Here is a 20388-nt window from a genome sequence, read left to right as displayed (position 1 = left end):
TTTCCTTTATTTGAAACAGTCCGAACGGGTCAGCATCCGCCGGCGGAAAACGGAACCCGCCGCCTGCCCGTGACAGATCGCCATGGCAAGCGCGTCCGCGGTATCATCCGGCTTCGGCACCTCTTTCAGGCAGAGCAGCCGCCTGGTCATCTCCATCACCTGCGGCTTCATTGCCTGCCCGTAGCCGGTGACCGCCATTTTCACCTGCAGCGGCGTATACTCAAAAACCTCGATCTTCGCCTTCTGCGCCGCAAGAAGAATGACGCCCCTGGCCTCCGCCACGCCGATGGCCGTTTTCTGATTGTTCTGAAAATACAGCTTTTCTATGGCTACGGCTTCGGGCTTCCAGTGAGCGATTACCTTTTCCAGCGAATCGTAAATGATTTCCAGGCGGCGGTTGAAATCCTCTCCCGCCTTCGTGACGACTGCGCCGTGCTCCAGCGGCTGAAACCTGCCGCAGTCCGCGCGGATGACTCCGTAGCCCACAATGGCGTATCCGGGGTCTATTCCGAGTATGATCATGCTTTCCGCCCCCCTGTCCCGCCGGTTTTCGTGCCGCCGGCGTATACCGCGCCATTGCCGGGGCAACCCATAATATCCGTTTATACCACAGGCGCAGCGCGCCGCTGTGGTATATTGATAAATTGGCGAAGCCGGTATCATAGCCGCTTTGCGGCTATTATACCACATACGCACTCAATAGTGAAGAGAAGCCGGGCACTTTCCCGGCGGGTGTTTATCGGTAATTTCGTCAAAGTTATATTTGTTTTTGATGAATTTTAGTATATAATCAGTACAAAGGCAGGAGGTGTCCCTATGCTGGAAAAGGCAGACAAGAAAACGGAAATATCCGAAAAAGACGGCAAACAGCGGGCAAAGGAGCTGAAAGCAGCGCTGGCCGCCCTGCAGCAGCCGATCAAGCAGAACAAGCTGCCGGTCATCATTCTTTTCGAGGGCTGGGGCGCGGCCGGAAAAGGCAGCCTGATTTCCAGCCTGATTTTAAATTTTGACCCCCGCGGGTTCAAGGTGCATTCCGTTACGGAGCCGTCGGAGCGGGAAAAGCGGGAACCGCTTTTGTGGCGGCACTGGCTGAATATTCCCGAGCAGGGCAAAATTTCGGTGCTCGACCGGAGCTGGTACCGGGACGTTTCGGTCGCGAAACTGGAGGACAGCGTCAGCGACGCGGAAAACCTGCGCCGCATGGACGATATCAAGACCTTTGAGCGCCAACTGACGGACAGCGGATATCTGATCATCAAATTTTTTCTGCACATCGGCAAAAAGGAGCAGAAGAAACGGTTTGAACAGCTGGAAAGCTCCAAAAACACGGCATGGCGTGTGACGGAGACCGACTGGAAACGCAACCGCCGGTACGAGGATTATTATCAGGTGTTTGACGAGATGCTGGAATACACCTCCACGGAAAACGCGCCGTGGCACGTCGTCCCCTGTACGGATAAAACCGCCGCGGAGCTGGAGATTTTCCGCACCGTCGTCGTCGACTGCATCAACGCCGCCCTGAAGCCCCAGTCAAAAGCCGCGCCGACCGTTTCCAACGAAAATCCGGCCGTCGATCCGGGGAATTTTCCGCTGCTGCCGATGCCGAAGCTCGCGGAAATCCCCCTCGACAAAACGCTGGATGAAAAAAGGTACAAGCCCCGCCTGCGCGAGCTTCAGGACGAGCTGAGCGCGCTGCACGGAAAGCTGTACCGGAAGAAAGTACCCGTCGTCATCGTCTACGAGGGATGGGACGCCGCCGGAAAGGGCGGGAATATCCGCCGCCTTGCGCAGGCGCTCGACCCGAGAGGCTACGAGGTGGTCCCCATCGCGGCGCCGAGCCGTGAGGAGGCCGCCCGCCACTACCTGTGGCGTTTCTGGAAAAACCTGCCCAAGGACGAACACATCGCGGTGTTTGACCGTTCCTGGTACGGGCGCGTCATGGTGGAACGGATCGAAGGCTTCTGCACGGCGGAGGACTGGCAAAGGGCTTACCGTGAAATCAACGAGTTTGAGGACCAGCTTCACGACTGGGGCGCGGTGATTGTCAAATTCTGGCTGCAGATCGACAGGGACGAACAGCTGAAACGCTTTCAGGACCGGCAGAGCACGCCGTCCAAGCAGTGGAAGATCACGGACGAGGACTGGCGCAACCGCTCCAAATGGGAGGAATACGAAACCGCCGTCAACGACATGCTGCAGTACACCTCGACCCAGTTCGCCCCGTGGCACATCATTGAATCCCAGGATAAAAAATACGGGCGCATCCAGGCGCTGGAAATCATCACCGGCGCGATACGGGAACGGTTCGAATAAAAAAAGAGAAAGATGTGATGGAAATAAACTGCATACAGACCAATGTACTGACCGAAGAGCAAATCCAAAAGGTACGGGAGCTGGAAACAATCTGTCAGGAGCACGAGGGACTGAAACGCTCCGTATTTCTGTCCGGTGAGCTCAATCTTGACCCCCGCGCCGACTGCTTTTATCTGTCGTACGAGGGAGACCGGCTCATTGCTTTCCTGTCCCTCTTTATGATATTGGAGGGGGAAGCGGAGGTTTCGGCGTACACGCTGCCCAAATTTCGGCAAAGGGGCGCTTTCACTCTGCTGTTCCAAAAGGCCGCACAAACGCTTGCCAGACAGGGAATCCACCGGGTGCTTTTCGTACACGAGCCCCGCGGCGCGGACGCAAAGCGCGCATTGGAAACGCTTGCGGCCGTTCCTTCCCATTCGGAATATTTACTGGCGTTTGACCGCGCCAAATTCCGCAAACCGGCCGGTACCCTCCGGCTGGAAACTCCCTGCGAAGCGGATATCCCCCGGTTGGCCGCGCTGGATTCCGAGCTGTTCGGCGACAGTCTGGAAGAATCCGTGTCCATTATGAAAAAAGCGCTGCAGTCCCCCGCAATGAACGTTTATTCCGCTTTTTTGGGAAATGAACCGATCGGAATGTGCAACGTCAGCACGGAAAACGGAAACCGTTCCATTTTCGGACTCGGCATCGTACCGAAATACCAGGGAAAAGGCTACGGGCGCGAAACGCTGAGCCTGCTGCTGGAACGGCTGATACCGCGGGACGGAAAGATTACGCTGGAGGTCGCCAGCACCAACCGCGCTGCCTATCAGCTGTACATAACAAGCGGATTTGATACGGAAACGCAGTATGATTATGATCTGCTGACGCTCCATTAAAATAAGAAAACCGGGCGCGGCGGGATGAATGGATCAGCATCCCGCCGCGCCGCATTTTAAACCCTTTTATTTTTGTGTTACCACCGTCGTCCACAGCCTGACAATGGAGGAAACCAGCAGGATTCCCATTGCCAGCGCACCGGCAATGCCCAGCGTGTGCAGCCCGGTTTCAATAAACATGGAGTTGTTTCCGATGACGCAGTATTCCATGGTATAATAAATGCCGCCCCCCGGCACCATGGGAAGAAGCGCGACGAGCAGAAAACCCGTCACCGGCATTTTGAGAATCCTCGCCATCATTTCGGCGTAGACGGAAATCGCGATCGTCGCAATAAAATACTGCATGATATCGTTTTGGACGGGGCTGCTCAGCAGATAGAAAACCCAGCCGATCCCGCCGCCGACCGACGCAAAAATCAGGGTTTTCCCACGAAGGTTCATCACGGCCCCGAAGGGAACGCAGGCGCAGAACGCCCAAAGGCATGGTAAAAAATTCATGATGCTACACCCCCCATATCATGCGCGTCATCGTGAGCGCAATGCCCGCCCCGATGGCGATCGCGGTGGCGACCAGCACGCTTTCCGTAAAGCGGATCAGCCCCGCCATCAGGTCCCCGGCAATCAGGTCGCGCATAAAGCTGGTAATGGCGATTCCGGGGACAAGGTTCATCAGCGCGCCGATGATGACCTTATCCGTATCCAGCGCGAAATTGAACTGCGCCGCTATCATCGCGAGCGCCGCGGCCGCAAAGCTGGCGACGATATTTACGAAGAAGGGGTTGGCGTGAAAACGGTTCATATGATGACACACGATTTTAATGGCCGCGCCGCAGAGCATAGCCCAATACGCGTCGGTAAAATCCCCGCCGTAAAACAGCGTAAAGAAAAACGCAACCATCGCAAACGCGAAAATCTGAAACAGCAGCCCGTGAACCGGGCGGCGCTCGATCTGATCCAGCTCGCGGCGCACCGCTTTAAAATCCGGACGGTCGCGGCAGATCCGGCGGCAGAGGTCGTTTCCCCTTTCCACCTTGTCAAGATTGGTTCCCCGCACGGGGATACGCCGGATCAGGGTAACCGGCTTGCCCGCCGGCGTGGTGATGGTCACGTTGATACAGGTGGGGATCGCAAAAATTTCACCCGTATCGACCCCGTAAGCGCGGAAAATGCGCTGCATCGATTCCTCCACACGGTAAATTTCGGCGCCGTTTGCCAGCAGAAGGCAGCCCATGTCGGTGGTAAGCGTAATCAGATCGTCATAATTCATTCACAACACCCTTTGAAAATATCTTCCCATTTGAAACCGATTGTATTCTATCATATTTTCGGGGACCAAACAATATGAACAAAGGGCGGCCGGAATTTCCGGCCGCCTCTGTTCATACACAACGTAAGCGCAGCGTCATGAAAGGCTTTATGCGGGACTAAAATCAGGATTTCCTTCCAATTAAACAGCAACGATATGCTTTGCGTAATCATAATCCTGTTTTTTGACCAAAATCCTGTAATAATCCTGAATTGCCGGCGCCCCCCTTGACAGGCTTGCATTTCTTCCATCCAAATTATTCAGAGACACCCTGAACGAATTATTCTGGATTTTTGTCTTAAACAGGATGTTTGCGTTTCTGAGAAGAGACTGCTTTTCTAAATAGTCCTGGTAATCCATGCTTACATAAAGTTCCTGCCAACCCAAGTCGAATAATGACATCAGAGTCACCCCTTCCTATTAATCATCACATTCGCCAATTTCCTTTATTATAATATTGCAAAATATAAATGTAAATACTCCTTTTTAATGACACACAAAAGAGCGGCCGGAATTTCCGGCCGCCCCCGCATATTGATAATCTGACTTCGTGTTATTTCTGAAGTGCTTTCTTTGTCACCTCGACAATATGGCCGGCGTTCAGGCCGAACTCGTCCAGCAGGTCGACCGCCGGGCCGGAATGGCCGTAGACGTCGTTCACGCCGACCTTGATCACCGGAACGGGGAACGCTTCGCAGACAGCGCCGCACACCGCGTCGCCCAGTCCGCCAATGACGTTGTGCTCCTCGACGGTGATGATTTTTCCGGTTTCCTTCGCGGCCTTGATGATCAGCTCGCGGTCAAGCGGCTTGATCGTATGGATATTGATGAGCCGTGCGTCGATGCCCTGCTCCTCCAGTGTTTTGACCGCTTTCAGCGCACGGGAAACCATGAGGCCGGTGGCCACGATGGTGATATTCCTGCCGTCGCGCAGGGTGACGCCCTTGCCCAGCTCAAACCGATAGTCGTCGGCGTTGTTGAAGCTCTCCACCGCCAGCCTGCCGAGGCGGAGATAGACCGGGCCGTGATGCTCGATCGCCGCTTTGACGGCGGCCTTCATTTCATAGTGATCGGCCGGATTGAGCACGACCATACCGGGGATCGTCCGCATCAGCGCGATATCCTCGTTGCACTGATGGGTCGCGCCGTCCTCGCCGACGGAAATGCCCGCGTGCGAACCGACGATTTTGACATTCAGCTTCGGATAGCCGACGGAATTGCGCACCTGCTCAAAGGCGCGGCCCGCCGAAAACATGGCAAAGGAAGTGGCGAACGGGATCTTTCCGCAGGTCGCGAGGCCCGCGGCCACGCCCACCATGTTGCACTCCGAGATGCCGCAGTCGATAAAGCGGTCCGGACAGGCTTTCTTGAATACACCCGTCTTCGTTGCCGCGGCAAGGTCGGCGTCCAGCACAACCACCTGCGGATATTTTTCAGACAGCTCCGCCAACGCTTCGCCGTAGCTTTCTCTTGTTGCCTTTTTTACCATTTCAGCCATTTATTCCGCCTCCAATCCGGACAGTACCCTGTTCAGGTCCTGCATTGCCGTTTCATACTGTTCCGCGTTCGGGGCGGTGCCGTGCCAGCCCACCTGATTTTCCATAAAGGACACGTCTTTTCCTTTGACGGTCTTCGCAATAATCGCGCTCGGCCTGCCTTTTACGGTCCTTGCGTGATGGAACGCGGCTTCTATTTCGTCAAAATCGTGTCCGTTGATGACCTGAACGTCAAAGCCAAAGGAACGGAATTTTTCATCGATCGGCTCCGGTCCGCCAACTTCGGCGACGGAACCGTCGATCTGCAGTCCGTTGTTGTCCACAATCAGGCAGAGGTTGTCCAGCTTGTGGTGGGCCGCAAACATGGCCGCTTCCCAGACCTGGCCCTCTTCGATTTCGCCGTCTCCCAGAATGGAGTACACGCGGTAGTCCTTATGATCCATTTTCCCGGCGGCGGCCATGCCGCAGGCGGCGGAAACGCCCTGCCCGAGCGATCCGGTGCTCATGTCGACACCGGGGGTCCCCTTCATATCCGGATGTCCCTGAAGCATGGCGCCGATATGGCGCAGCTTCTTCATTTCCTCCATCGGGAAATAGCCTTTCAGAGCCAGGGTCGCGTACAGTCCCGGGGCACAGTGTCCCTTGGAAAGCACAAAGCGGTCCCTGTTTTCCTCTTTCGGATTTTTAGGGTCGATTTTCATCTCCCTAAAATACAGATAGGTGAAAAGGTCGGCCGCCGAAAGGCTTCCGCCCGGATGCCCCGATTTCGCGTTGTATACGCCCTCGATCGCTCCCATTCTCACTTTGCACGCCAGTTTCTGCAATTGATTTTTTTCCGTTTTGTTCATATATATTCCTCCCTTAGGTAGTCTTGCCGAGTGTCCCGATTCAGCGGTTTGCCATTTTGTAAATCCGGAAAACGTCGTCGCGGTCCAGGGCCCTGAACCCTCCGACCTTGCGCTTGCCAAAGAACACGCAGCTGTCCGCCATCTGCCCCAGAACCTCGTCGCTCTGCACGCCGATTCCAAGCTCCGTAAAGCAGGTGGGCATCTGCAGCGAGGCAAAGAAGGCGACCGTTCTGTCAATCGCAGCGTTGGCCGTTTCTTCGGCGCTGTTCCCATGGATCCCCCATACCTTTTCTGCAAAACGCACAAAGCGCCCGGGCTTTGTCCGATAGCAGTATTTTGCCCAGGAACCCCAGACCGCGGAAAGGCTGGCGCCGTGCGCCACGTCGAATCTTCCGCTCAGCTCATGCCCAAGCTGATGCGGGGCAAAATCGATCACCGCGCCAAGGCCGGTCAATCCGTTGTGGGAAAGGCTGCCGCACCACATCAGCTCGCTCATCGCGCCGTAGTCGCGGGGATTTTCCTTCGCGGCGGTTCCGTTTCTGATCACTACGCGCAGAAGGGCTTCCGCGATCTCATCCGTGAGCTCGTTTCCCTCCGTCAGCGTAAAATAGCGGTCCATCGTATGCATCATGATATCCACGATTCCGCAGGAAAGCTGGAACGGCGGAAGCGTGTAGGTCAGCTCCGGATTCATAATGGCGAATTTGGGCCGGTTAAACGGCGTATTCAATCCGCGTTTTTCCCCCGCTTCCCAATTGGTAAGCACCGCCGAATCGCTGGTTTCGCTCCCCGCGGCGGAAATGGTCAGAATCGCGCCGACGGGGCTGCTTTTGGTAAGCACGGCCTGCTTTGTCCAGAAAAGCCAGAGATCGGTATCCGGATTTGCTACGCCGTGGGCGATCGCCTTCGCCGTATCGATCACGCTGCCGCCGCCGATACCCAAAATAAAGTCCACGCCGAACTCCTTCGCCTTCCTGACGCCGTCCCTGGCAAAAGAAAGCCGGGGATTCGGAACGACCCCTCCGACAGAAAGGAACGGCAGGCCCCCTTCTTTTAGCGTTTTCTCCACGCGCTCCAAAAGGCCGCTTTTTACCACGCTGTTTCCGCCGTAAACAACAAGGACGCGCGTGCCGCCGTGCTTTTTGATTTCATCGGAGGCCTGCAGCTCGGTATCTTTGCCGAAAATTACTTCTGTAGGAGAATAAAATGTGAAATTTTTCATTGCTACATCCTTTCTCAGCAATTTAAAAAGGAAGTAATGCCAAACGCATTTTCAGCGTTACTTACCCATTTTGATCTATCCTATATTTTACACGATTTCCCCGTTCTGTCAAATGCTTTTCCCGCCGGAGCGGCGCGGCTTCCCGGAAGCGGACGGACCCGGAGCCGCGTAAAAATAAAAAAACAGTCACCCAGTAAACTTTCGTTTAAAGGGCGGCTGTTTTACTGTTTAGTATTTCCACTTGACCTTACTTTCCGCCGCGATACGTTTCCGGCAGCACCGTGGGCGGCCGGTCACTCCGGCCACCACTGCACGGCTGAGCGCGGTCAACCGCAAAACCGACTGAAAGTTAATCCGCTACCGCAAGGACGCTGAGCACCGCGTTGCCAACCGTCGCGCCCGGCGTTACATCAATAATGGAATTGGTCGACAGTTCAACGGAATAGGTGTAGAAGCCAGGCTCCACCGCTTCATCCAGGAACTGGAAGCTGAAAGCCTCCGCCTCAAGAACATCGACAATCGTCGAGAAGGTGTACGTGGAGCCTACGCCGACAGAACCATCCCTGCCGGAACGGCGGATCTGGAAGTTCAGCGTTACGGAAATTCCGAGAGGCAAATTGATGATGCTGCTGAAATGGAGCAGATTGTTTGTAGGACCCATGCCGCTTGTGTCTATGGTGGTGGACACCACGTTAAGCGGCTCGGCAAATAATGTGGTGATAATCGGCAGTGGACCGACCCCGCCGCTTGATGCGTTTAAGGCAACTTGTCTTCTTTCTGCGGAACAGGAATTCAAGGAACCACAAGCACCACTCTGAAAGTTATACATATAATCCACCTAACATATAGTTTTGGGGAACGTTCTCCGCTTTATACTATGCTACTTTCAGGCAGTATGTACATCCCCGGGCATACATTTTTGCGGGAAACCCACGCTTTCCCGCCCCACTCAGGCGGCGCGTCCGCTTTGGCCGGAGGCGTAGCCCCGCAGGAATTTCAGCCCCGCGACCCAGTCGCACAGCTTCTGAAAGGCCGCGCTCCCTGTAAATGGCTGCAGCAAAAGCGCCCGGACCCGCTCCAGCAGCATGCCGGCGGCAAAAATCGCCAGAACAGAGGCCGGAATGATATAAAGGATCTTTGCCGAATCAAAATAGAGAGAGGTGTGCAGGATTCTGGTGTAAAGGACCCCGCGCACCCAGATGTTGTCGCTGATCAGATAGACCCCGAACGTAAGCGGCGACACAAAAGAAATCATCCGGCTCACAGTCCGGTTTTCGATCGTAACCCCCCGGAAGAAAAGGAACAGAAGAATGGAGGCAAGCGTGATTGGTACGGAAACATAGGACAGAAAAGCGTCGCTGCCCGTACATTTTTTCCATGCGACAAACACGCAGCACAGAACAGCCCCCGCAAGATACCAATACGGGCCGGTCCGACGGTTCCAGTAAAGCCGCAGATACGCCGCGAAGAAGTACAGGCACACCATCCATACCACATTGTAGCCGCCGTTGGTGCTCATAATGGTCAGCGGCGGAAAAAAGGCGTTCCACGAACAGAACATGGCGCTCAGCAGAGCCACCAGGATCTGCATCTGCTGTTTTGTCGCCGTTTTTACAACCATATTCAGAAAAGGAACCAGGCAGTAAAGCGCGATATAGCTGGTCGCAAACCAGTATTTTCCCGTGATGACGGGGAAGAAGGCGCCGAACAGATGCCCCTTCGTAAGGGGCGCCAGGCCCATGGCCACAAAAATCAGATAGATGACAGCCGATGTGGAAACGATCTGTACCAGCAAAGCGATCAGCTTTTTGATTTTAAAATCCGAACCGGCAAGATAATAGCCGCTGATCAGGACAAAGCCGTTTACCCCTATGTAAGAAAATGTTTCCAGCGTCCAGACGAAAACATATCTTCCGCCGCCCGCGGGAACCGCGTCCAGCATGCCCCCGTGTCCCAGATAATGCAGGGTCACGATCATCAGCATCAACAGAATCCGCAGCAGCTCAATGCTCATATTCCGATTTTTTCTTGTATTCCCTGAGACTTGACTCAATACGGCACCCTCTTGTTTTTTACAGTCCTGCAGATGTTAACGCAGCCAGATGATCGAAGCCACGGCGACGCAGACACCCAGAACAACGCCCGCGAAAACCTCCAGCGGAGTATGGCCGAGCGATTCGTTCAGCCGGCTGGCGGTATCCTTAAGGTATTTTCCCCCGTCCGGCAGATTGCATTTGTTTTCTTTCAGATATTCCGCAATGTCATTGATGGCCTTCGCCTGCTGTCCCGCCGCGCGCCGCACGCCCATGGCGTCATACATAACGATCACGGCAAGGGTAAAAGCAAGGGAAAAGTACGGGGAGCCAAATCCGTATTCGTGCGCCGTACCGACGGCAACGGAACATACCAGCGCGGAATGGGCGCTCGGCATTCCGCCGGAGCCGGAAAGCGTTTTAAAGTCGAGCCGTTTGTTTCTGCAAAGAAAAATCATCGATTTGATCAGCTGTGCCAGCATCCACGATACAATGCCGATCATAATTAAATAATTATAGGTCAAGAACCTTAATACCATCTGAAATCCCCGTCTTTCAAAATATTCGCATATCCAAAACGCCGCTCCCGGCGCCGGATATTTCCGCTCTTTACAGTGATTATTTAATTATACCATCTACCGCATTATAAAGCAAAAGCTTTTCACAAAAAAGAGCATCCGGCGGACGCTGCCGCGGGATGCTCCCCTTGCTGCCGTATCGATCCGATTTACTCCACAGGGTCCGCCGGGGCAATCCCCCTGTGAGGAACCGGGGTGGAAAAAACGATCTGGGTCTGCGTATGCCCGAACTGCTGAATCTGGCCGATAAAGGTATCCAGTTCAATGGTGCTTGGAAACGCGACTTTTATCAGCATGGAATAATTTCCTGTAATACAGTTGCATTCGATCACGTTGGGACATTGCCGGATAAACGGATAAAAGACGGGTTTTTCGCTCGGAGCCACCTCCAGATTGATAAACGCGAGGATGTGATAGCCGAGCTTCACATAGTCGACCGTAGCCGTATAGCCCGCGACCACGCCGAGCTTTTCCAGCCGTTCCAGCCGGGCCGACACCGCCGGGGCGGACAGAAAAACCTCCTGCGCCAGCCGCTTCACCGACATCCTTGCATTGGACTGCAAGAGCATGACGAGCTTTCTGTCAATTTTGTCCAACATTCCACGTCCCCCCACAGCAAAAGCACAGGCATACCGGTTCGGAATCCGGCCGCCCTACAGGCGCTGTAAAATATCCCTCACCTTTGCGATTTCGCCCGCATCCGTGCGGTAGATGATGAATTCGCTCATCAGCGGCAGGCCCATGCTGACGTCTTCCTTACGATAGGTCATTGCACTCTCCACGTTTCCCTTGCCGGAAAGATGGAACGATTTCGCCCTGGTTACGGCGGCCAGCTCCGGAAGCTGCGCGCTGTTCACCCCGCTGCCGACCAGAATATCGATCTGCCCGGCCGCCTTTTCCACCAGCTGCGCAAGCAGATGCCGGCCCTCATAACAGGTATTCTTCTGGCCGGAAGTCAGAATCGTACCGATGTGAAGGTCCTTCGCGTCCTGCAGCGTCCGGAAAGGGTCCCTGCTGACGTCGAACGCGCGGTGCAGCGTGACGCTCATGCCCCCCGCGGCTTCCATCAGTTCTTTCATCCTCGGAAGGTCGAGGCTGCCGTCCGCTTTCAGCACCCCGATGACGACGCCGTCCGCGCCGTGCTTCCGGAACATTTCAACATCCTTTCTGACGATGCCGAATTCGTCGTCCGTATAGCAAAAATCGCCGAAGCGGGGCCGGATCAGCACATTGATTTTAATGGAAACCTTTTCCCGCACCGCAAGAAACAGATTGATGTCCGGCGTGGTGCCGCCGATAATCAGGTTGGCGCACAGCTCCAGACGGTTCGCGCCGCCCGCCTGCGCGGCCACGGCGGATTCCACCGAATCGACGCAGCCCTCTAAAATATAGTCCTTCATCCCGGGTCCTCCATCCATTTTATGATACGAAATCTCTTTTCTCATTCTAACCCGGGGCGGATGCCGCGTCAACCTTTTCCTTTACATTCTGGGCTGCGTCATCGTGTTCGGATTGGGGATGCTGTCCAGACTCTGCTTTGTGAGGAGTCCGTCCTCGAGCGCGATCTCCTCCACCTGCCTGCCGGTGCGCAGCGCCCGCTTGGCGATTTCCGCGGATTTTTTGTAGCCGATATAGGGGCAAAGCGCCGTCGCGATCCCTACGCTCTGCCCCAGCAGCTCCCGGCAGCGGTTTTCATTGGCGGTGATCCCCGAAACGCAGTTGTCCACAAAGGTGCCGACCGCGTTTTCCAGGGTCGTGAGCGACTCGAACAGGTTGTAGAACAAAACGGGCTCGAACGCGTTGAGCTCCATCTGCCCGGCTTCGGCGGCCATGGTAATGGCCATGTCGTTCCCGATGATATTGAACGCCACCTGAGTAACCACCACCTCGGGGATGACCGGGTTGACCTTTCCCGGCATAATGGAGGAACCGTTCTGCTTGGCGGGCAGGTTGATCTCCGCGATCCCCGCCTTCGGCCCGCTGGAAAGCAGGCGCAGGTCGTTCGCCATTTTGGAAAGGTCGACCGCGCAGGTTTTCAGGGCGTTGGAAACCGAGACGAATCCGTCCAGATTCTGGGTGGCGTCGATCAGGTCGCGCGCCTGTTCCACTTTGATTCCGCTCAGTCTGCGGATATTTTCCGTAATGCTTTTCAGGTAACCGGGGCTGACATTGATGGCGGTTCCGACCGCCGTTCCGCCCATGTTGACGGTCTGCATTTCCTTTTCCGCTTTTTCCAGCCGCCTGATGTCGCGGTCCACCACCGACGCGTACGCGTGGAAAGACTGGCCGAGACGGATGGGAACCGCGTCCTGCAGCTGTGTGCGTCCCATTTTGACAATGCCGTCGAACTCGGCCCCTTTCCTGTTCAGCGCTTTTCTCAGTCTGTCCAGCTGGGCCGTGATTTTCGGCATCAGCTTCAGCACCGTCAGCTTTGCCGCCGTGGGAAACACGTCGTTTGTCGACTGGGACATGTTGACATGGTCGTTGGGATGAACCAGCGAATAGTCTCCCCTGGCCCCGTGCAGCAGCTCGATGGCACGGTTCGCGACGACCTCGTTGGCGTTCATATTGGCCGACGTGCCCGCGCCGCCCTGAATCGGGTCGACGATAAACTGATCGTGCCATTTTCCCGTGATGATTTCATCGCACGCGCGGACGATCGCTTCCGCGATTTTCCGGTCCAGATTTCCCGCGTCGCGGTTGGTGACCGCCGCCGCCTTTTTTATTTCCGCCAGGCTGTTGATGAATTCGCCGTTCATCCGGAGGCCGGTAATATGAAAATTCTGTTTCGCGCGCAGGGTCTGTACGCCGTAATAGGCGTCCGAAGGGATTTCCATGCTGCCTATGGAATCGCTTTCCACTCTTGTGTCCATCCTGATTTCCTCCTGTTTCCCTCTTGCATGATGAGATGTATTCTTTACAGCATTTCCGGTTGCTTCTGCAACAAGCTTGCGTTTCTCCCCGCCGAAGGCGGGGAGAAACGTGTTTTGTCTCGCAAACGGAAATGGAATGGCTGTAGGTCTTGTATGAGAATAGCACCGAGCGGGCATTGAGTAAACCGGGAAAGGCAAAAGAAAAATTAAATGTCAAATGAGCGGTGCGCCGGTTTATTTAACAAGTTTGTCGGTCGGGTTCCCTTAGGAATAAAAGGCAGGTCCAAAACAAACCGTTCCGGACCCGCGGTGCAGAAGCACGGACGGATTATCCCGCCGTACCCTCTGATTTATCCTGATATTCCTGCTCGCAGTAAACGCACCGGTACCGCTGGTTGCTGTCGTCGGTAAGCCGGAAAATATGGTCGATTTCTTCCTCCACGCTTGTAATGCACCTTGGATTTTTGCATTTGATCACATTCTTAAGGATTTTGGGAAGTACCAGCTGCTTCTTTTCTATGATTTTACCGTCGTCAATAATGTTGACGGTAATGTTATGGTCGATGTACCCCAAAACATCCAGATCGATATCAGCCGTACCCTCGATTTTGATAATGTCCTTTTTTCCGAACTTGCTGCTCTTTGCGTTTTTAATCACGGCGACGCAGCAGTCCAGATTGGCCAGGTGCAGCAAATCATAGATTTTCATGCTGCTGCCCGCGCGGATATGGTCCAGAACGATCCCTTTTTCCAGGCTGTCAATATTAAGCATGTTCCACCTCCAGAAGCGTCATCATCAGCGCCATCCTCACGTACACCCCGTTTTGAACCTGGTCGAAATACGCGGCCCGCGGGTCACCGTCCACTTCCAGCGCAATTTCATTCACGCGCGGCAGCGGATGCAGAACGGCCATGTCGGGCTTCGCGTTTTTCATTTTCGCCGCAGTCAGAATATAGCTGTCCTTTAACCGGATGTAATCCTCTTCGTTGAAAAAGCGTTCCTTCTGCACCCTTGTCATATAGAGAATGTCGAGCCCGGAAATCACGTCCTCTATATTTTCCACTTCCCGGTAAGGGATATTCTGCGCCTTCAGAACATTGTCGATGATGTAATCCGGCACCCGAAGCTCTTCAGGGGAAATCAGGATAAAGCGGATATCCTCGTATCTGGAAAGCGCCTTAATTAAAGAATGAACCGTACGGCCAAATTTCAAATCGCCGCACAGTCCAATTGTTAAATGATTCAATCTGTGTTTTTTCGCCCGGATGGTCATTAAATCGGTCAGCGTCTGCGTCGGATGCTGGTGCCCGCCGTCGCCCGCGTTGATGACCGGGATCCCGGAATAGCCGGAAGCCCTTAACGGGGCGCCTTCCTTTGGGTGGCGGATCGCACAGATATCGGCATAACAGGATACCGCGCGGATGGTGTCGGCCACGCTTTCGCCTTTCGAGGCGGAGCTGCTGTCCGCAGAAGAAAAGCCTAATACACTGCCCCCCATATTAAGCATTGCAGCTTCAAAGCTTAACCGGGTGCGCGTACTAGGCTCATAAAATAAAGTCGCTAATTTTTTTCCCGAACAGACCTGAGAATATTTCTTGGGATTTTCAGCGATTCTGTCCGCCAAATCCAAAAGCCGGCCGATTTCCGCGACCGACAGATCCAGAGGGTCGATCAAATGTCTCATAAATACCTCCATGCTTCCAATTTACCCGGATTTCCCAAAAGAAGCACACCTTGAAGCAAATTCAAAGTGTGCCCTGACAAAGCATACGGATAAATTTTATTTTTTAGTATACACTACCGTTTTGCCCCTGTCTATAGAGACAATCCATAAACATATTTCTTTCAAAAATCAATTTATTATAAAATGTATCCAATCGGCGGAAGAACGGAAATCGTCCCGCCGCATTTCGGCGGGATATTTCGCAAAAACAGGGCGCTTTCCGGCCGATCCTCTGGACAAACGGGTGGTGATCGAATAAAATAAAGTCACGCACGGCGTCAAAAAACACCCCGCGTGACTTTTGAAAAGCTGAAACGGCTGGAAATTACTTTTTGTTCTGCCTTGATTTCTGATTCAGCTGTTTTGCTTCTTCCGTGCCGCTTGTTCCGGAGTTGCCGGAGCCGGAGCCGGAATTTGCAGACTGCGAATTCAGCTGTCTGGCTTCCTCAAGGTTCGGGTCAATCGAATTGGAATAGCTTGACGTACTGCCCTGCTTCGCTTTCTGATTGGCCTTTTTGGCGTCCTGTAATTCTTTATTATCGTTATACATTTTTTTGCATCTCCTGTTTGATTGAACTTTTTAATGGAAAGTCAGAATCATATTGACTTCCGAAAGTATTTTGTCCATTGAACGGCTTTTTACAACAGGAAATGGGAAAATTATTAAATATTGAAATCTGAAATAAAACAGAATCCTTAGGATCCCATGAGCTTTTTCAGCCTGTGGGAAACCGGAAATTTCAAAAAAATCCATAACTTGGAAAATAAAAAACGGAGGGTATCATTATGAGAAGAAAAGACAGGGAAATCACGGATTTGCGGAAGATCGACGGGATCATCGCGGCCTGCGACTGCTGCCGGCTGGGTTTTGCCGATGAAAACGGGGTTTACATTGTTCCCCTCAATTTTGGATACGAGGTCAAAGGAGAAAAAAGGTGCTTCTATTTCCATGGGGCAAAGGAAGGCAGAAAAATCGATTTGATCAACCGGACCGGCCGCGCCGGCTTTGAACTGGACACCGGCCACGAGGTGACCGGCGCAGAAACGGCCTGTAATTATTCCTTCCGCTACCAAAGCGTGATCGGCGACGGAACAGTCGGCCTTGTCACGGACGACACGGAAAAAAGGGCCGCCCTGCAGCTGATTATGTCGCATTATTCCGAAAAAAACGACTGGGCTTTTCCGGACGCCGCCGTCAGGGCCGTCGCCGTCTTTAAGCTGGAGGTCAGGGAGCTGGCCTGCAAGGAGCATTTATAACGATACGCCGCCGAGCTTTTCTGCGGCATCCTCTTCGGTCGGTACAAAGAAAATATCTCTCCCCTGATTGCTTTCATAAATAAAGTCCCTGAGCGGTTTGCTGGTGTATTTTGAAAAATCGCCGTAGACCGCAAATTTGATATGATAATTGATGAATTTCTGCAGAATTTCTCCCGCCACACCGGAACTCAAAATAAAGAAATCGTCGGCAATCGCTTCTTTGTTGAGCGCAATGCGGCTGCATCCCGTTTCATACTGAACAGACATCATCCAGTCCAAAGCGGACTGGCCGTCGGAAATCAGCGTTTCCCCGCTGTTCACCACCGCTATTTTAACACCGTTTTTTTCTTTGATTTGGGTATTCATATACTTTCTCCTTTAAAATGCCTGTTTTGGCGATCTCTTTCCCAGGTCAGTATACATTCGTCCTTTCCGCTGTCGGGGGCAGTGTTCGCTTTGGCTTTTCCTTTACGATGACAATCGTCAGATAGCCGCTTTCCGGGTCGAGATTTTCCGCCCCGGCGCGGACGGACTCGTTTTCCATTCCGCAGTTGGAAACGGAGTAAACCTCCATCTGATCGGCTTTTGGGAATTCCACCAGCATTTTCTTCAGCTCCGCCAGCTTTTTCCCCGATTTCATGTAAATTTTCGTCCCCTGAAGGCTCAGGGTATGCCCGATACCGTAGGAAGCGGGGATAATATGGATTTCATCCCGGCTGCCGCCCAGAGCGATGCCGAGCGCGGCCGCGGCCGCGCAGAAGGAGGGCACGCCGTTGATGAGGACGGCCCTGCCTCCGCTTTCCAGAACCCTGCTGTGGACATAGCTGTAGGTGGAGTACACGCAGGGGTCGCCGATGGTGAGAAAAGCCACCGTTTTGTCCGCCCGCAGAAAGCCCTCGATTTTTTCATAAACCTCGTCGTGCGCCTTCTTCAACCCTGCTTTTTCCCTGATCATTGGAAAGGGCAGGCAGGCAATTTCCTTTTCTTCTATCTTCGGGCAAGCCTGTTTGACGATCTGATAGGCGTAGCATTCTTCCCGCGTTCGAGCCGGAAGAACGACGACGTCGCTTTCCCCAATACACCGCAGCGCCTTGATTGTCAGCAGTTCCGGGTCGCCCGGGCCTACTCCGATCCCGTATAAAATTTTACTCATTGCTCCCTTTGCCTTTCCTGCCGCTCAAAATAAAAATGCTTTTTCCCCGCTTCATCCACGAAGCTTTGCGCCGTGATCTGAAAAACCTTTTCGATCATCCCGCTCGACTGGATTTCCTCCGGAGTCCCCGTTTGGACGATTTTCCCGTCCTGCATGACAATGACGGAATCCGAAACCCGCATGGCGATATCCAGATCGTGCAAAACCGTCACCACCGCTTTTCCCTGCTCTTTCAGCTGTTCCATCAGCTGCAGCAGCTCCAGCTGATAGCGAATATCCAGATAAGTGGTCGGTTCGTCGAATAAAAACACGTCCGTTTCCCCCGAAAGCGCCATTGCCAGATAGACCTTCTGCCTCTGGCCGCCGGAAAGCTCGTCCACCTTCTTGTCCCGCAGCGGCAGGATGCCGGTTTTTTCCATCGCCTTGCGGCAGAACTCATAATCCTCTTTGCCGTAACGCCTGGGATAGGAAAGGTAGGGAAACCTGCCGTGCAGCACCATTCTGCCGACGGTGATCGCCCCGGCGGCGTGGCTTTGCGGAAGATAGGAAACCTGCTGCGCGAATTTCCTGTTTCCGATTTCCTCCCTTTTTTTCCCTTTCAGGTACACGGTCCCCTCCTGCACCTCGCAGAGGTTGACCGCCGCCTTCAGCAGGGTGCTTTTCCCGCTTCCGTTCGGCCCTACGATCGTGGTGATCCGGCCTTCTTCAAACTCCGCGTTAATTCCTCTGATCACCGGCGTCTTTCCGTAGCCCGCGGAGACGTTCTCCAGCTTAAGCATTGCGGTTCCCCCTTTTCCGGCGGAACAGCAGCCAGACAAAGAACGGCGCTCCCACAAAGGATAAGATGATCCCCACCGGCAGCTCGAACGGGGCGAAGCAGGTCCGGGCTATAAAATCGCAGATCAGCAGAAACAGCGCGCCCAGAATGGCGGAGGAGAGAATCAAGTATTTCGATTCCTCCCCTACCAAAAGCCTTGCGATGTGGGGAACAATCAGCCCCACAAATCCCAGAAGCCCGGCAAAGCTGACCGCCGCGCCGCACAGGACGGCCGCCAGCATCAGGAACAGAAAGCGGTAAAAGGAAACCGGCAGTCCCAGCGTCTTTGCCGTTTCTTCCCCCAGCGACAGCACCTCCAGCTCGTTGTGGAGCAGCAGCACCGCCAGAACGGCGGCGACGACAAGGACGGACGCGTATTTCAGAACCTGGGCGTTGACCCCGTTCAATCCCCCGATTTTAAACATGTTGGCCGAAATCAGCGATTCTTCGCTGAGCGTATTGACCGCGTCCGTCGCCCCGTTCAGAAAGCTGTTGATCGCGACGCCCGCAAGGACCAGCGTGATTTTGGAGGAACCGGTCTTTTTCCCGAGATAAAAGACAAACAGAACGGTAACGAAAGCCCCTGCGAACGCGGCCGCCGGCAGAGCGGCATATGATTTCGGCAGCAGGATGCCGCACAGGACCACCGCGAATCCTGCCCCGGAATTTACGCCGATAATATTCGGCCCGGCGAGCGGATTGTTCAAAACGGTCTGGATCACGGCCCCCGCCACAGCCAAAGCCGTTCCCGCAACGACGGCGCCCGCCACGCGGGGCAGACGGACGTAAAGGAGAATCCGCCCGGCGGCCGTCGCCTCCCGCCCGGAAAACAGCTCCCGGAAATCCGCAAGGGATATTTTTGCCGACCCGCCCAGAATGCCGATTCCCGTCATCAGCAGAAGCAGAAGCAGCATGATCGCTATTCTTTTTTGCGCCCTGACCGATTGTCTACTTTTTTCCATATAAATCGTCCGCCAATATCTGATAGCTTTCTCCCCAGCGCTTATTCGGCTTCAAATGAAACAGCTCCTTCGGAAGAACATAATAATGCTTTTCCTTTACCGCCGTCAGCCCGCTCCACGCGGGATTGGAAATCAGGAGCTGATCGACCATACCGAGCGCGGCTTCCCGGGATTCCCCCATGGTCGTCACAAAAATAAAATCCGGGTCCGCGGCGACGATCGCTTCCATGCTCAGATTATCCAGCAGGCTGCCCTTTTGGTCGGCGATATTCACACAGCCGAGGTCCTTCAGCATTTTCCCCGTCATGCTGTCGCTGCCTTTGGCCTTTACCCCGGTGGAATACGCCCGCAGGAACAGCACCGTGGGACGGCTTCCATCCGCTCTGGCGATCTGTTTCTGAATTTCCGCCTGCAGATCCGACACGTTTTTTTTGTACAGGTCCGCCCTGCCGGTGATATCGGTCAGCGTTTTCATCATTTTTGCATAATCCTCAAAGGTTTCCACTTTGAAATAAGCGGTTTTGATCCCCGCGCTTTCCAGCGTATTTCTCAGCTTTACATGCTCCGAAATCGCGCCGGACAAAATCACGAAATCGATTTTATCCGCAATCATGCTCTCCACATTCGGGGTGTTGAGTTTCCCAAGGTTGAGCATGTCCTCTTTGATTGGAATCGTACCCTTCGCGTCGTCCGTATAGGCCGCGACGGTTCCGCCGGCCAGCTGCCAGGCGTCCGCATAGCTCGCGGACAGCACCGCCGTCTTTTTCGGGCGGTCCACCGTCACCCGGACCCCCAGATCGTCGGTGAACGTAACGGCGCTCGCCGCCGAAGACGGGGACTGGGAGGAGCTTGCCGTATTGGGTTCTGTTTTTCCGCATCCGTAAAGAAGGCATAAGCCCAACACGAACGCCATGATTTTCCCTGCTGT

Annotated in this window: 24 protein-coding genes; 3 read left to right on the top strand and 21 right to left on the bottom strand. The window is 54.2% G+C overall.

Going from position 1 to position 20388, the window contains the following annotated elements:
- Positions 1-6: 6 nt before the first annotated feature.
- Positions 7-522, bottom strand: a complete 516-nt coding sequence (gene ruvC, locus VXK30_RS02825) for a crossover junction endodeoxyribonuclease RuvC (protein ID WP_275715992.1) — start codon at positions 520-522, stop codon at positions 7-9.
- Positions 523-816: 294 nt separating this feature from the next.
- On the opposite strand from ruvC, the gene pap reads away from it, so the two are divergent.
- Both pap and VXK30_RS02815 read left to right on the top strand, forming a co-directional pair.
- On the top strand, positions 817-2313 hold the full coding sequence (pap, locus tag VXK30_RS02820; RefSeq protein ID WP_275715990.1) for a polyphosphate:AMP phosphotransferase: 1497 nt from the start codon (positions 817-819) through the stop codon (positions 2311-2313).
- A gap of 17 nt (positions 2314-2330) precedes the next feature.
- The gene (locus VXK30_RS02815; protein ID WP_275715988.1) at positions 2331-3191 is read left to right on the top strand and encodes a GNAT family N-acetyltransferase; all 861 of its coding nucleotides are present in this window, start codon (positions 2331-2333) and stop codon (positions 3189-3191) included.
- Between the two features lie 66 nt (positions 3192-3257).
- On the opposite strand, the gene VXK30_RS02810 is transcribed toward VXK30_RS02815, so the two are convergent.
- From VXK30_RS02810 to VXK30_RS02740, 15 genes are all read right to left on the bottom strand, one after another.
- Positions 3258-3689 (bottom strand): threonine/serine exporter family protein, encoded by a 432-nt coding sequence (locus VXK30_RS02810; protein WP_275715986.1) that lies wholly within the window; start codon positions 3687-3689, stop codon positions 3258-3260.
- Positions 3690-3693: 4 nt separating this feature from the next.
- The gene (locus VXK30_RS02805) at positions 3694-4458 is read right to left on the bottom strand and encodes a threonine/serine exporter family protein (RefSeq protein WP_275715984.1); all 765 of its coding nucleotides are present in this window, start codon (positions 4456-4458) and stop codon (positions 3694-3696) included.
- Between the two features lie 180 nt (positions 4459-4638).
- Positions 4639-4899 carry a hypothetical protein gene (locus tag VXK30_RS02800; protein ID WP_275715982.1) on the bottom strand — a complete coding sequence of 87 codons (261 nt, stop codon included), beginning with the start codon at positions 4897-4899 and terminating at the stop codon, positions 4639-4641.
- 151 nt (positions 4900-5050) lie between these two features.
- A complete protein-coding gene (locus VXK30_RS02795) occupies positions 5051-5995 on the bottom strand; it encodes a transketolase family protein (protein WP_329494053.1) in 945 nt (314 codons plus the stop codon).
- Complete coding sequence (locus VXK30_RS02790; protein ID WP_275718014.1) at positions 5996-6841, bottom strand: transketolase; 846 nt, start codon at positions 6839-6841, stop codon at positions 5996-5998.
- Between the two features lie 40 nt (positions 6842-6881).
- Positions 6882-8063 (bottom strand): iron-containing alcohol dehydrogenase, encoded by a 1182-nt coding sequence (locus VXK30_RS02785; RefSeq protein WP_275716889.1) that lies wholly within the window; start codon positions 8061-8063, stop codon positions 6882-6884.
- A 349-nt stretch (positions 8064-8412) separates the two neighbouring features.
- A complete protein-coding gene (locus VXK30_RS02780) occupies positions 8413-8859 on the bottom strand; it encodes a DUF4489 domain-containing protein (RefSeq protein WP_275716891.1) in 447 nt (148 codons plus the stop codon).
- A gap of 153 nt (positions 8860-9012) precedes the next feature.
- Positions 9013-10077: an acyltransferase family protein gene (locus VXK30_RS02775; protein WP_275716893.1), complete on the bottom strand. Its 1065-nt coding sequence runs from the start codon at positions 10075-10077 to the stop codon at positions 9013-9015.
- 75 nt (positions 10078-10152) lie between these two features.
- The gene (locus tag VXK30_RS02770) at positions 10153-10635 is read right to left on the bottom strand and encodes a divergent PAP2 family protein (protein ID WP_275716895.1); all 483 of its coding nucleotides are present in this window, start codon (positions 10633-10635) and stop codon (positions 10153-10155) included.
- A 188-nt stretch (positions 10636-10823) separates the two neighbouring features.
- Positions 10824-11270 carry an Lrp/AsnC family transcriptional regulator gene (locus VXK30_RS02765; RefSeq protein ID WP_275717085.1) on the bottom strand — a complete coding sequence of 149 codons (447 nt, stop codon included), beginning with the start codon at positions 11268-11270 and terminating at the stop codon, positions 10824-10826.
- A 57-nt stretch (positions 11271-11327) separates the two neighbouring features.
- Positions 11328-12074: a copper homeostasis protein CutC gene (locus VXK30_RS02760; protein ID WP_275716897.1), complete on the bottom strand. Its 747-nt coding sequence runs from the start codon at positions 12072-12074 to the stop codon at positions 11328-11330.
- 81 nt (positions 12075-12155) lie between these two features.
- A complete protein-coding gene (locus tag VXK30_RS02755; RefSeq protein ID WP_275716899.1) occupies positions 12156-13547 on the bottom strand; it encodes an aspartate ammonia-lyase in 1392 nt (463 codons plus the stop codon).
- Between the two features lie 328 nt (positions 13548-13875).
- Positions 13876-14319 (bottom strand): aspartate carbamoyltransferase regulatory subunit, encoded by a 444-nt coding sequence (locus VXK30_RS02750; protein WP_275716900.1) that lies wholly within the window; start codon positions 14317-14319, stop codon positions 13876-13878.
- On the bottom strand, positions 14312-15232 hold the full coding sequence (gene pyrB, locus VXK30_RS02745; protein WP_275716902.1) for an aspartate carbamoyltransferase: 921 nt from the start codon (positions 15230-15232) through the stop codon (positions 14312-14314). Before pyrB ends, VXK30_RS02750 begins: the two co-directional genes overlap by 8 nt.
- A gap of 364 nt (positions 15233-15596) precedes the next feature.
- Positions 15597-15821 (bottom strand): hypothetical protein, encoded by a 225-nt coding sequence (locus VXK30_RS02740; protein WP_275716904.1) that lies wholly within the window; start codon positions 15819-15821, stop codon positions 15597-15599.
- Between the two features lie 236 nt (positions 15822-16057).
- On the opposite strand from VXK30_RS02740, the gene VXK30_RS02735 reads away from it, so the two are divergent.
- Positions 16058-16528: a pyridoxamine 5'-phosphate oxidase family protein gene (locus VXK30_RS02735; protein ID WP_275716906.1), complete on the top strand. Its 471-nt coding sequence runs from the start codon at positions 16058-16060 to the stop codon at positions 16526-16528.
- Here VXK30_RS02735 and VXK30_RS02730 read toward each other — a convergent pair.
- Genes VXK30_RS02730 through VXK30_RS02710 form a run of 5 tightly spaced genes read right to left on the bottom strand, consistent with a single transcriptional unit; the run spans position 16523 to position 20373 of the window.
- Positions 16523-16894, bottom strand: coding sequence for a DUF4180 domain-containing protein (locus tag VXK30_RS02730; RefSeq protein WP_275716908.1), 372 nt, complete (start codon positions 16892-16894; stop codon positions 16523-16525). The two genes, VXK30_RS02735 and VXK30_RS02730, sit on opposite strands and share 6 nt — an antisense overlap.
- 46 nt (positions 16895-16940) lie before the next feature.
- Entirely contained in the window at positions 16941-17681 is a 741-nt protein-coding gene (gene cobI / locus VXK30_RS02725) for a precorrin-2 C(20)-methyltransferase (protein ID WP_275716910.1), read from the bottom strand.
- Entirely contained in the window at positions 17678-18460 is a 783-nt protein-coding gene (locus VXK30_RS02720) for an ABC transporter ATP-binding protein (protein WP_275716912.1), read from the bottom strand. Before VXK30_RS02720 ends, cobI begins: the two co-directional genes overlap by 4 nt.
- Entirely contained in the window at positions 18453-19460 is a 1008-nt protein-coding gene (locus tag VXK30_RS02715; protein ID WP_275716914.1) for a FecCD family ABC transporter permease, read from the bottom strand. The genes VXK30_RS02720 and VXK30_RS02715 overlap by 8 nt, the downstream gene beginning before the upstream one ends.
- Entirely contained in the window at positions 19447-20373 is a 927-nt protein-coding gene (locus tag VXK30_RS02710; protein WP_275716916.1) for an ABC transporter substrate-binding protein, read from the bottom strand. Before VXK30_RS02710 ends, VXK30_RS02715 begins: the two co-directional genes overlap by 14 nt.
- Positions 20374-20388 lie beyond the last annotated feature (15 nt).

Origin of the sequence: Caproiciproducens sp. CPB-2 (genome assembly GCF_036287215.1) — a bacterium.
Classification (GTDB): domain Bacteria; phylum Bacillota; class Clostridia; order Oscillospirales; family Acutalibacteraceae; genus Caproiciproducens.
The sequence above is the reverse complement of the archived record's forward strand: the minus strand, read 5'-3'. Positions and strand labels throughout refer to the sequence as shown.